At 46.9% G+C, this 12356-nt stretch carries 12 protein-coding genes; 6 read left to right on the plus strand and 6 right to left on the minus strand.

Features of this window, described 5'->3' with window-relative positions; translation table 11 throughout:
* Positions 1 to 3: 3 nt before the first annotated feature.
* Positions 4 to 1257 (minus strand): NRAMP family divalent metal transporter, encoded by a 1254-nt coding sequence (locus GTQ38_RS17495; protein WP_161436866.1) that lies wholly within the window; start codon positions 1255 to 1257, stop codon positions 4 to 6.
* A 106-nt stretch (positions 1258 to 1363) separates the two neighbouring features.
* The gene (locus GTQ38_RS17500; RefSeq protein ID WP_161436867.1) at positions 1364 to 1999 is read right to left on the minus strand and encodes a SanA/YdcF family protein; all 636 of its coding nucleotides are present in this window, start codon (positions 1997 to 1999) and stop codon (positions 1364 to 1366) included.
* A 167-nt stretch (positions 2000 to 2166) separates the two neighbouring features.
* Here GTQ38_RS17500 and GTQ38_RS17505 point away from each other — a divergent pair, with 167 nt between their 5' ends.
* Positions 2167 to 3180: an alpha/beta hydrolase gene (locus GTQ38_RS17505; protein ID WP_161436868.1), complete on the plus strand. Its 1014-nt coding sequence runs from the start codon at positions 2167 to 2169 to the stop codon at positions 3178 to 3180.
* A gap of 12 nt (positions 3181 to 3192) precedes the next feature.
* Here GTQ38_RS17505 and uxaC read toward each other — a convergent pair whose 3' ends face one another.
* The 4 genes from uxaC to GTQ38_RS17525 are packed head-to-tail and all read right to left on the minus strand — an operon-like array spanning position 3193 to position 7719.
* On the minus strand, positions 3193 to 4635 hold the full coding sequence (uxaC, locus tag GTQ38_RS17510) for a glucuronate isomerase (RefSeq protein WP_161436869.1): 1443 nt from the start codon (positions 4633 to 4635) through the stop codon (positions 3193 to 3195).
* A gap of 11 nt (positions 4636 to 4646) precedes the next feature.
* Complete coding sequence (locus GTQ38_RS17515; RefSeq protein WP_161436870.1) at positions 4647 to 5678, minus strand: LacI family DNA-binding transcriptional regulator; 1032 nt, start codon at positions 5676 to 5678, stop codon at positions 4647 to 4649.
* Positions 5679 to 5709: 31 nt separating this feature from the next.
* The gene (gene uxuA / locus GTQ38_RS17520) at positions 5710 to 6876 is read right to left on the minus strand and encodes a mannonate dehydratase (protein ID WP_161436871.1); all 1167 of its coding nucleotides are present in this window, start codon (positions 6874 to 6876) and stop codon (positions 5710 to 5712) included.
* A gap of 9 nt (positions 6877 to 6885) precedes the next feature.
* Entirely contained in the window at positions 6886 to 7719 is an 834-nt protein-coding gene (locus GTQ38_RS17525; protein ID WP_161436872.1) for an SDR family oxidoreductase, read from the minus strand.
* Positions 7720 to 7857: 138 nt separating this feature from the next.
* On the opposite strand from GTQ38_RS17525, the gene GTQ38_RS17530 reads away from it, so the two are divergent.
* Genes GTQ38_RS17530 through GTQ38_RS17550 form a run of 5 tightly spaced genes read left to right on the plus strand, consistent with a single transcriptional unit; the run spans position 7858 to position 12331 of the window.
* On the plus strand, positions 7858 to 8895 hold the full coding sequence (locus GTQ38_RS17530; RefSeq protein ID WP_161436873.1) for a sugar kinase: 1038 nt from the start codon (positions 7858 to 7860) through the stop codon (positions 8893 to 8895).
* Positions 8896 to 8909: 14 nt separating this feature from the next.
* Positions 8910 to 9581, plus strand: a complete 672-nt coding sequence (locus tag GTQ38_RS17535; RefSeq protein ID WP_161436874.1) for a bifunctional 4-hydroxy-2-oxoglutarate aldolase/2-dehydro-3-deoxy-phosphogluconate aldolase — start codon at positions 8910 to 8912, stop codon at positions 9579 to 9581.
* A gap of 1 nt (position 9582) precedes the next feature.
* The gene (locus tag GTQ38_RS17540; RefSeq protein WP_238858009.1) at positions 9583 to 10560 is read left to right on the plus strand and encodes a TRAP transporter substrate-binding protein; all 978 of its coding nucleotides are present in this window, start codon (positions 9583 to 9585) and stop codon (positions 10558 to 10560) included.
* A complete protein-coding gene (locus GTQ38_RS17545) occupies positions 10557 to 11033 on the plus strand; it encodes a TRAP transporter small permease (RefSeq protein ID WP_238858010.1) in 477 nt (158 codons plus the stop codon). Before GTQ38_RS17540 ends, GTQ38_RS17545 begins: the two co-directional genes overlap by 4 nt.
* Positions 11034 to 11035: 2 nt before the next feature.
* Positions 11036 to 12331 (plus strand): TRAP transporter large permease, encoded by a 1296-nt coding sequence (locus GTQ38_RS17550; RefSeq protein WP_161436875.1) that lies wholly within the window; start codon positions 11036 to 11038, stop codon positions 12329 to 12331.
* Positions 12332 to 12356 lie beyond the last annotated feature (25 nt).

Genomic DNA, 12356 nt, shown 5'->3' on the forward strand with positions numbered 1-12356 from the left:
AAGTCAGGAAAGTACCAGCCAGCAATAGTAGATGGCAAAGAGAGAAAGGAAGACAATTCCAAGATAAGTAAGTCCCTGCAACCATTTCTTTGGATGGAATCGCTTTGGCAGGTCTGTACTCATAACGTTTTTCAGGTTCATATATCCCACAACAGGAGCTAAAACAAAAGAAATAAAGGTAGCCAGGGCTACCAGAGTTCCCATATTGGCGCTAAAAGCGGAAAGTACGATGAAGTTTACCAGTGCCAGCACGATCACACCTAGAGCGAAATATTTCCGACCCGAGAAATTTACTTTTTTAGGGCTGAGGTGACTGACGATGTCGATACTAACCCTGGCAATCGCGTCGTGGGCGGTCATACAGGTACTGAACATAGTGGCAAAGGCAGAAACTGCGATAAATACATAGGCCCAATTCCCAATATGGGTAGTAAACAACTGCACTACCTGATCGGCAAAGGTTGTCGCATTTCCGCTGAGTTCTGTATTTGAGCCATAGAGGGTCATCCACCCGATAATCAAAAAGAAAATTGCCAGCAAAGCTGTCATCAAATAACCTGAATTGAATTCCTGCAGGGCTTCGGAAAGAGGAAGCTTTCTTCCGGTTACCTTTTGCTTTTCCAAGGTCCAGAGGCTTATCCAACTACTGGCCTCTACAGCGGTTGGCATCCATCCAACCAGGCTTATCAGAAACAATATGCCTATTTCGTTAAAAAGTTCCGGCCTGGAAAAGTCTTCTACAGGGGTGATCTGCCCTTTGAATAAGACCAGGGCCGTGGTTACAAGTAAGGCCACAAACAATATGGAGATCACAAACTTCAGGGATGTTTCCAGGAAGCGATAACGCCCAATGATCAGTATGGCACTAATAAATACAAACAGGCCCAGTGCTGTAGCACTTACTGAAAGCCCGGGAACATTGAACAGATTTATAAATAAACCGGCTGTAACCACATAGAGAGCGGCCAAAATAGTGAAGGTGGTAACCAGGGTTATAAAGGTATACAGCCATAAATATAGTTTACCGCGATTTAAATAACCTTCAATGAGACTTTTCCCGGTGACATTGGTGTATCGGATCCCGAATTCAAAGAAAGGATATTTGAGGATGTTGGCCAGTATAATTGGTATGATCATTATCCAGCCATATTGGGCTCCGGCCTTGGTTGAAAGCACCAGGTGGGAAGTTCCAATGGCCATACTGGCAAAAAGAAGTCCCGGTCCCAGGTTTTTAAGCAGTGTTTTGAATTTCGACATTTCAGCTTGGTTCGTCCGGGCTAAAATAAACTTTTTTTCAAAGCAGAACGATATGCCATATATGCGCTACTTCGCTTAGAAATCATTCCATTCAATAGGCCTTCGTTTATTCAATCTCCACTGTATTTCCGTAAAACCTGGGCTCCGTTTTAAGCAGTAGGTCTAAAAATACTTTTACCCTCGCAAAATACTCCCTGAAGTGCACCTTAAAACCCCTGCTTCCGGAAATATCCTTGGCGTTATATCCGATAGCGGAAAGTCCTTTTTTTTCAGCCAGGTAAATGGCCCTTTCGTTGTGGAACTCCTGGGAAATCACGGTGACCTTGTCCAGCCCAAAGATCACCTTGGCCCGGACCATGGAATCCAGTGTGCGGAAACCGGCGTAATCCAAATAGATCTTTTCTTCCGGGATACCACCTTTGATCAGATCTTTTTTAAAGGTTGTGGGCTCATTGTAGTACTTGCTGCCATTATCTCCGCTTACCAAAACAAAATCTATCTTTCCGGCTTTGTATAGGGATATGGTGGCGTTGATGCGATTGGCGTAATACGGGTTTATTCCTCCTTCGGCCAGCATTCTGGAAGTGCCAAGTACGAGACCCACCTTATTTTTAGGGATTTCGTTCAGGTCTGAATAGAGTTTTCCTTTGGAGGAGAATTCTATGGTTAGATTGCAAAGCAGCAACACCAGCACAGGAAGCAAAAGCAAGGATAAGAAAGTAATGCGAATTTTCTTTTTCATCAGCCGCTAATTGAGTTTAAAGGTAAGCAATGCGACTTAATTCAGGCTTGCCGTTTGGCAAATTGAATAGAATATAACCACAGAGCCCGGCAGTTTCCTCCAAATCCTTTGAACAAAAAACGACCTGAGATGATTATATTTGGCTAAGCTTAAAAATCACATTTCATATGCGGGTACTTCTTGGGATTTTCAAAGGGCTGCTGTTGCTCTTTGCTGTGTTACTGCTGGTTTACTTTCTCGGACCAAAGGTAGAAGAGCCAAACCTGAATACCTCTCTTCCAAAAATTACTTCGGATCTGGCGCAATTGGAGAAACAGATCGTGGATAAAGAGAATGCAAACCCCAGGATCAAAGAAGGAAATGCCTCCAGGATCATTTGGTTTGACAGCGTTCCTTCCCAAACCCCATACAGCATAGTGTATTTGCACGGTTGGTCTGCAAGCACTGCGGAAGGCGACCCGATACACAGGGAAATTGCAAAACGCTATGGATGTAACCTGTATCTTCCGAGATTGGCTGGCCATGGGCTGAATGAAGAAGAACCCATGCTAAACCTTACAGCAGACGATGTAGTAAATTCGGCTAAGGAAGCCATTGCCATAGGTAAGCGATTAGGAAAAAAAGTAATTCTGATGGCCACTTCTACAGGGGGTACCCTGGCATTACATCTAACCGGTAGTGACCCTGATGTGGCCGGGCTATTGCTATATTCTCCAAATATTGAGATATACGACCAGAATGCCAAGTTGTTGTCTGGTCCCTGGGGCTTGCAACTGGCCAAACTGGTAAAAGACAGTGACTATCATGAATATCAGGCAGACTCCCTGAAAAGCCAGTATTGGACCACCAAGTACCGGGTAGAAGCGCTCACACATCTTCAGTCCCTTATGGACCATACGATGACAGAAGATACTTTTAGACGTATGACCAGACCTGCCTTTGTGGGCTATTTCTACAAAAACGACTCTATACAGGACAAGGTGGTTTCAGTAGAGGCCATTTTGCGGATGTTTGATCAGTTAGGAACCCCGCCATCCTTAAAACGCAAGGTTGCCTTTCCGAATGTGAACGATCATGTGATGACTTCTTATATCACCTCCGAAGACCTGGGATCCGTGCGCGATCAAACCATGGAATACCTGGAAGAGGTGCTCAACCTTGAGGCGGTTGACGGAAAGTAAACCCTATACAACCTAAAAGAAATCGAAATACGCCCTCGCGTTGCGGTAACAGATATCGGCTACGATCTGACCCAGCCATTTTTCATCAGCCGGCAATTCTCCGTTTTCCACGTCCTGGCCAATAAGGTTGCACAATATCCTCCTGAAATATTCATGTCGCGGAAAGGAGAGAAAGCTCCTGGAGTCCGTCAGCATCCCAATAAAACAACTTAGCAGCCCGATATTGGAAAGGCTATTGATTTGTTTTTCCATCCCATCCTTTTGATCCAGGAACCACCAGGCCGAACCGAACTGCATCTTAGCGCGTACACTACCGTCATTGTAATTTCCTATCATGGAGGCAAATACCTCGTTGTCTGCTGGATTGAGATTGTAAATAACCGTTTTCGCCAGTTGATCCGAACTGTCCAGCAAATCAAAATAACCTGCCAAAGCACTGGCCTGAGAAAAGTCACCTATACTGTCGAAACCCGTGTCTGGCCCCAGTCTTGTCAGCATCCGTTGATTGGTGTTTCGCAATGCGCCCAGGTGGAATTGTTGCACCCAACCCATTTGGTGGTACATCCGGCCCAGGTGCACCAAGGTTTCAAATGAAAAATACGCGGCCTCTTCCGGTTTAAGTGAACCTCCTTCATAAAGCCTGGAGAATAGTGTTTCGCAATCGAAATCACCCAACTGGAAGCGGTGCATTTTCTCTAATCCATGGTCGGACACCCGGCAACCCTGGCTGTGGAAAAATTCAATGCGGTCTTTAAGTGTTTGAAGGAGATCTGTGTACGACTTGATCTCTTTTCCCGCCGCTTTACCCAGCAATACCAGATAAGCCCGGTATTTTTCAGGTTGATGCACGGCAAATGCTTTATCAGGCCTGAAAGACGGTAACAGTTTAAGGGTGTTCCCGGATTCCCTGAAGCTGCTGTGATGTTCCAGGGTATCAGCAGGATCATCGGTGGTGCAGATTACCTGTACCTGCATCCTTTGCAATAATCCTTGTACCCTGAAATCGCTTTGTTGCAGTTGCGAATTACAATGGTCATAGACATCAAGTGCATTCTTTCCGGATAGCAGTTCATCTATTCCAAAATATCGTTTCAGCTCAAGTTGGGTCCAATGGAACAATGGGTTCCTTACCGTATAAGGGACCGTTTCGGCCCATTTTACGAATTTATCCTGGTCTGATGCCGAGCCTGTAATATATTTTTCATTTACTCCCAGGGTGCGCATTGCCCGCCATTTATAGTGATCTCCTTTCAGCCAGACTTCCGAAATATTGTCGAACTGCTTGTTCTCCGAGATCTGCTGTGGGGGAAGGTGATTGTGATAATCGATAATGGGAAGATCTTTGGCATAATTGTGATATAAGGCTTTCCCAAAATCAGTCTGCAGGAGAAAATCGTCATGGATAAAACCTTTTGCTATCTGTGATGGAAAACCGGGCTGTTCTTTGCTGGCCATTTTGAATGTTTTTAGCTATTTGTTTTGCGTTTTTCGGATGATGCCCGGACGATGAGCTCCGGTTCAATGACTATTTTTTGCTCACTTATTCCCCTCTCGGATTCCAGGCTATCAAAGAAAATTCGGGCGGCGGCCTTCCCCATTTCCATAGGGAATTGGTTGATTGTACTTAGGGGAGGATCCGTAAAAGATGTAAAAGGTTCATTCAGAAAACCAACCAGCGCAACCTGATCAGGAATGCTGATCTTCTTTTCCTTAAGTACTTGCATAGCACCCATTACAGCATAATCACTTGCAGCGAAAACAGCGTCAAAAGGCAGCTGTTTATTTATGAGCTCGGCGGTGTGTCTTCTCCCATCTGACAATTGCAGGTCTCCTGCGAATATCAGCTTCTTGTCTATGGGGATATTGTGGTCCCTAAGGGCGTCCAGGTACCCAAGGCAGCGTTTTTTATAGATATCGATCTTTCTACGGGCCGTAAAATGAGCAATTCGCCGGCAGCCCTGTTCAATCAGATGGACTGTGGCCTTATAGGCCCCCTCGTAATCATCAATGACCACCTGCCCGGTCTGCAGATCCGAGGTAGTCCGGTCAAAAAGAACGAGAGGTAAGCCACTATCCAGTATTTCCTGGTAGTGATCAAAGTCCCGGGTCTGCTTTCCAATAGACGCTATAACGCCGTCTACCCTGGCGTTTAAAAATGCTTTCAGGGTGGCCGCCTCGTTCTCCTGCTTTTCATCGGACTGGGAAACGATCACCCGGTAATCCAGTTTGTTGGCAACATCTTCAACCCCTCTGATTATGGATGAAAAGAAAGAACGGTTGATGATAGGCACCAACATACCAATAAGCTGTGTTTTTCCGCTTCTAAGGGCAGAGGCGATCTGATTCGGTTCGTAATTAAGGGCTTTGGCAGTCTTAAGAACGGCCCTACGGGTGTTCTGGCTTATCCTTGGATTTCCACTAAGCGCTCTGGACACGGTGGAAGCCGTAACCCCTAACTCGCTTGCGATATCGTGTATGGTAGCCTTTTTTTGGTTCATATTGTATTGCTAACCCCTGCCAAGTTGTTCATCAGGATTTGAATCCTGAAATTCCCATTTCCAGACCTCTGAGTTCCGCCAGCCCCTTTAGGCGGCCAATGGCCGTATAACCAGGATTGGCATTTTTGTTCAGATCGTCCAGTATCTGATGCCCGTGGTCCGGTCTCATGGGTAGGGAAACTCCTCTTTGCTGCTGTAACTCAATAAATGCTTTCATGACCTCAGGCATAGGAACATCTCCCTCCAAATGCTCTGCCTCGTAAAAGTCCGCCCCATCCCGTTTAACATTCCTAAGATGGACGAAGTATATGCTTTCTCCAAATTCACGGATCATATCCAGAAGTTCATTATCTGCCCTGGCACCTAAAGACCCTGTGCAAAAGGTTATGCCATTGCTCTTTGCAGGGGTATTCATCAGAATCCTGGAGAAATCCTTTGCGGTACTTACCACCCTGGGCAATCCTAAAATAGGAAAAGGGGGATCGTCCGGATGAATGGCCATGGAAACAGCGTTTTTTTCCGCAATTGGAATGATCTCATCCAGAAAGTATTGCAGATGCAAAGCCAGATCTTCCGCGCTTATTCCTTTGTAGCTGTCCAAGGCCGTTTGAAATTCTGCCAGACCATATCCACCCTCACTTCCCGGCAGACCGGCGATGATATTTTTAACCAGGGTATTTTGATCGTCTTCAGAGAGACTTGCAAAATAAGCTTCTCCATTACGCAACTCCTCGGCGGAATAGCTGGCTTTGGCCCCTGTCCTTTTGAGGATGAAACAATCAAAGGCCACCAGGGCTTGTTTTTCGAAACGCAGGGCCCTGGCTCCGTTATCCAGCTGGAATGCCAGGTCTGTTCGGGTCCAGTCTAAAACCGGCATAAAGTTGTAGCAAATGGTGCTAATTCCTTCGGCAGCCAAATGTTCAATAGACAATTTATAGTTGTCAATATAGGTCTGAAAGCCCCTTTTGTGGGTCTTAATGGCCTCATGTACCGGAACGCTTTCTACTACCTCCCACCTGAGGCCGGCGGTTTCTATAAGTTCCTTCCGCTTTCGGATCTCCTCCCTGGGCCAGAATTCACCGTTGGGAATGTGATGCAAAGCGGTTACCACACCTGTGACTCCTGCCTGCCGGATATCTGAAAGGCTTACCACATCGTCCGGCCCGTACCATCTCATACATTGCTTGAATAGATTCATAGCGAAAATTTATACTCCTGAAAATGCTCCAAAGCCTCCATCCACCGGTACAATGGTTCCGGTAACAAAGCTGGAGGCATCACTGCATAACCAATGTACAGCTCCGAGCAGCTCCTGGGGGTCCCCAAAACGTTTCATTGGTGTACTGGAAACGATCTGCTGCCCCCGTGAAGTCAGAGAACCATCCTGGTTTGTCAATAGCTCTTTGTTCTGATGGGTTAAAAAGAAACCCGGAGCTATGGCGTTAACACGTAGGGATTCACCGTATTTTGCTGCAAACTCAACCGCTAGCCATTTGGTAAGATTATCTATGGCAGCTTTGGCAGAGGAATATCCCATAACCCGGCTAAGGGGCCTGTCCGCAGACATGCTGGAAACATTGATGATACTTCCTTTACCATTATCCAGGAACAGTGGCAAGAATATTTTGATCGGCAGGTAGGTTCCCAAATAATTGAGTTCCATTACTCCGCGTACAGCCTCTGTATCGCTATCCATGATACTTTCGTTTGGTTTAACTACCGCCCCGGGCATATTGCCTCCCGCGGCATTGATCAGGACATCAATTTTCCCAAATTCCGCCCTGAGGGCCTCCGTGGCCGATTCGAGGTCGGATTCCATAGTTACATCCGCACTTATAAATGTGGTTTTTCCTTCTGCCGCACTAATCTCATCAAGCAAGGCTTTGGCCGAGGCTTCGGACCTTCCGATAATGACTACTCTTGCTCCTTCGCCTGCCAGATATTTGGCCATGGCCGAACCGAGGACACCGGTTCCTCCGGTAATTACAATCACTTTATCATCCAGCGCAAATAGCGAGCTGTTGGCATCTATTTTTGACATAAATTCATTACCTTGTGCAATCGATTGCACAAGGTAGTCAAAAATGCGCAAAAAATCGGTTTGCACCTGCAATTATTCCCGAAGATCAGATGCAAACTCAAAGAAAAAGTGTAAACTAGTAATACATTCCGTCTTAATATGAAAAAGGTTGTGACTTTTGGGGAGATCATGCTTAGGTTATCACCCCCAGGTTTTTTACGTTTTTCCCAGGCCAACAGTTTTGATGTGGTTTACGGTGGGGGTGAATCCAATGTGGCGGTTTCCCTGGCTAACTATGGCATACCGGTTGACTTTGTCACCAGATTGCCAAAAAACGATCTGGGGCAATGCGCAATGATGGAGCTTAGAAAGCGGGGGGTAAATATTGAAAACCTTATTTGGGGAGGTGAACGATTGGGGATCTACTTCCTGGAGACCGGGGCCGTCGCCCGGGGCAGCAAAGTAGTTTATGACCGGGCCCATTCAGCCATGGCTGAAATAAAACCGGGAATGGTAGACTGGGAGCAGGTTTTTAAGGATGCGGGATGGTTCCACTGGACAGGAATAACCCCGGCCATATCCCAGGGTGCCGCGGATGCCTGCCTGGAGGCTTGTGAGGTAGCCAGTAATATGGGCATAACCATTTCCACTGACCTTAACTATCGAAAAAAGCTTTGGAAATACGGAGTGGCTTCCGAAAAGATCATGACTCCTTTGGTGGCCCTCTGCGATATTATACTGGGCAATGAAGAGGATGCGGAGAAGCATTTTGGCCTGCATCCGGAAGAAGTAGACGTTACCCAGGGAGATTCGGTTAGTACCGCCGCCTTTGAGTCTGTTTGCAAACAGATGATGCAGAAATTTCCCAAAGCAAAAAAGATCATTATTACACTAAGAGGTTCTATAAGCGCTTCGCATAATTCCTGGGCCGGGGTGCTTTACAACGGCAAAGAACTGTTTGAGTCCACGACCTACCAGATCACGGATATCGTAGACCGGGTAGGAGGTGGGGATTCTTTTATGGGTGGATTGATCTACGGTCTGCTTACCTACGAAGGTAACGATCAGAAAGCCCTGGATTTTGCTGTCGCGGCTTCCTGTTTGAAACACACCATAAAAGGCGATGCGAACCTGGTTTCCATCGATGAGGTTGAAAAACTCATGGGAGGAGATGCATCAGGGCGAGTTGCCCGCTAACCAAACTAAACAACATGGCAAGATTTTCCAGAATTGAAGTCGTACAAAAAATGAAAGAAACCGGGTTGGTTCCGGTATTCTACCATGCGGATCCGGAAACCTGTAAAAACGTCCTGCTTGCTGCTTACCAGGGAGGAGTACGGGTATTTGAATTTACCAACCGAGGCGAATATGCTCATGAGGTCTTTGGTGAACTGAACAAATGGGCGAGCGAGGAAACGCCAGAGATGATACTGGGTGTAGGCTCGGTGCTCGATGCCGGCACTACCTCATTATATATTCAATTAGGAGCGAATTTCATTGTTTCGCCCGTACTGAATCCGGAAATGGCAAAGGTTTGTAATCGTCGTAAAATCAGCTGGTCTCCAGGATGCGGTTCGCTTACTGAGATCTCCACGGCAGAAGAACTGGGTGCGGAAGTCGTAAAGATATTCCCGGCACAGCAGGTAGGTGGCCCAGATTTTGTAAAGGCCGTCAAAGGTCCTATGCCCTGGACGAGTATCATGCCAACAGGAGGTGTAAAACCAAGCAGAGAAAACCTGGAAACCTGGTTTAAGTCTGGAGTGCATTGTGTTGGGATTGGATCACAGCTTTTTAAGAAAGACCTGATCCAGGTGGGAGATTATGAAAAACTACGTTCGGATATTGAGAATACCATAGCCATCATACAACAAATCAAAACCTAAATTGGGCCGGAAAATCCAATATTTACTGTTACTGCCGCTACTGATCCTTTTCTCTTGTAAACAGACTGAAAGGCAGAAATTACTGCGACTGGCCCACGGCCTGGATACGAATCATCCCGTTCACCAGGCTATGGTCAACCTGGGCGAGGAATTGGAGAAGCTATCCGAAGGTAAGCTGGTTGTCAAGATCTATCCCAGCGGCCAGCTGGGCGCGGAACGCGAATGCCTGGAATTACTTCAGATCGGCAGCCTGGACATTACCAAGGTATCCGGGGCCGTGCTCGAAAATTTTGTCACCGAATACAAGGTGCTGAGTGTCCCATATCTTTTCAGGGACAAATCGCATTCTTTCCAGTTTTACGATGGGGAAGTAGGCAGAAGGTTTCTTCTGAAAGGAGAAAGCTTCCGTTTGCGTGGCCTTTGTTTTTACGATGCGGGAAGTAGGAGTTTTTATACCAAAGACAGACCTGTAGTGCTTCCGAAAGACCTGGAGGGGTTGAAAATTCGGGTACAAAAGAGCAATATGGCGGTGAGTATGGTTGAAATGCTGGGCGGCGCCCCAACTCCCATTTCCTGGGGAGAGTTATATACCGCATTACAGCAAGGAGTAGTGGATGGAGCGGAGAACAATCTTCCGAGTTTCCATACCTCTAAACATTACGAGGTCTGCAAGTATTACAGCATGGACGAGCATACCGCCGTTCCTGATGTTCTGCTGGTGGGTACCGAAAGCTGGGCAAGGCTTAGCGAACAGGAAAAGAACTGGTTGCAACAAGCCGCAAATTCCTCGGCCATATTCCAAAGAGAAGTATGGGCTGCAGCGGAAGAAGAAGCCTTAAATGCCATTAAAGCGGCAGGTGTGGAAGTCAACTATCCGGATAAAGAGGTATTTGCAGAAAAAACAGCGGCCTTTAATGAGTTGTTTGAGGAGGGATCAGAAGCTTTTGAACTCATGCAGGCCATAAAAAATCTCAAATGATGCGAGCGAAGATCAATAATGTTCTGGAAAAACTACTACTGTTTATTATTACAGTTATGTTACTCTCTGTGATATGGCAGGTGATTTCCCGATATCTGCTGGGTTCTCCAAGTACACTGACGGATGAGATAGCCAGCTATGCCCTTATTTGGTTAGGACTTTATGGGGCCGCCTATGCCAGTGGAAAGGAGCTACATCTGGCCATAGATCTTATTCCTTCTAAGGTAGTCAGCCGAAACCCGCTTATATATTCAGGGATTGTCAGTTTCGCGATTGTCGTTTTCGCTTTGCTGGTGATGGTGATCGGGGGGATGCGCCTCTGCTATCTCACCTATTTGCTGGAGCAACGATCCGCTGCGCTTGAAATACCCCTGGCCTTTGTGTACAGCGCCTTACCGGTATCCGGCCTACTGATAACGTATTACAGCCTGGACAGTTTCTTTATGACCAGACGCAAAACTCTTAAAAACTGAAGATGGAGTATACGGAAGCCCTCATACTGGTTATCAGTTTTGTCGTTTTCCTCGCATTGCGGGTCCCTATAGCCTATAGCATTGGACTCTCCGCTTTGCTCACCCTGGTGGTGTCCATGCCTTTTCTTCCTTCGGTGACTACACTGGCCCAGCGTATGGCAGCCTCACTGGATAGTTTTGCACTACTGGCCATCCCCTTCTTTATCCTTGCCGGACAGGTGATGAACCGGGGTGGAATAGCCCGAAGGTTGATAGACTTTGCCAAGGCTATTGTTGGCCCGTTTCCAGGCGGGCTGGCATTTGTAAATATTATTGCCTGCATGCTCTTCGGTGCCATTTCCGGATCGGCTGTGGCCGCTGCTTCCGCTATTGGTGGGTTTATGAACCCCATGATGGAAAAAGAGGGTTATGATAAATCATTTAGCGCGGCGGTCAATATTACCAGCGCTACTACGGGGCTGATCATCCCTCCGAGTAATATACTGATCATCTATTCCCTGGCCAGTGGAGGTATCAGCATCGCGGCTTTGTTTTTGGCGGGCTATGTACCCGGGATACTCATAGGATTGGCCTTGATGGCTGTAGCCGGGGTCTATGCTTTCATCAAAAAATACCCTACGGAAAAAGGAGTAGGGATACGGGAATTCCTAAAGCGTTTCCTCAATGCATTTCCCAGTTTGTTGCTGCTGGTTGTGGTCATGGGAGGTATTGTAGCCGGGATCTTTACGGCAACCGAAGCTTCTGCCGTAGCAGTGTTGTACACTTTTATACTTGCCTTTGCCTACAAGGAAATCACGGTAAAGGACGTCTCAGGCATACTCCTGGAAACGGCAAAGACCACCGCGATTGTGATGCTTCTTATCGCTGCATCCGTGGCTATGAGCTGGGTGATGAGTTACGAAAGTATCCCCCAGGAGATCAGCGCTGGTTTGCTTGGGATAAGTGATAATCCTATAGTGATACTGATCCTCATAAACCTAATCTTGTTATTTGTGGGCATCTTTATGGATATCACCCCGGCCGTACTCATTTTTACGCCGATTTTCCTGCCCATAGTTACCAAAATGGGGATGGATCCCGTGCATTTTGGCATCATTATGATCCTGAATTTATGCATTGGGCTCTGCACCCCGCCGGTGGGGTCCGTGCTCTTTGTGGGTTGTGGAGTGGCAGGCCTGAGCATCCAAAAGGTCATAAGGCCCTTGCTGCCGCTGTTTGTAGTGATGTTGGTGGTGCTGATATTGGTCACCTATATCCCGGAATTAAGCCTTTGGATCCCGGAGTTATTTGGGTTTTAGAATTGCTATGGGCGTTTTGTGGAAT

The sequence above is a fragment of the Poritiphilus flavus genome (genome assembly GCF_009901585.1).
Lineage (GTDB): Bacteria > Bacteroidota > Bacteroidia > Flavobacteriales > Flavobacteriaceae > Poritiphilus > Poritiphilus flavus.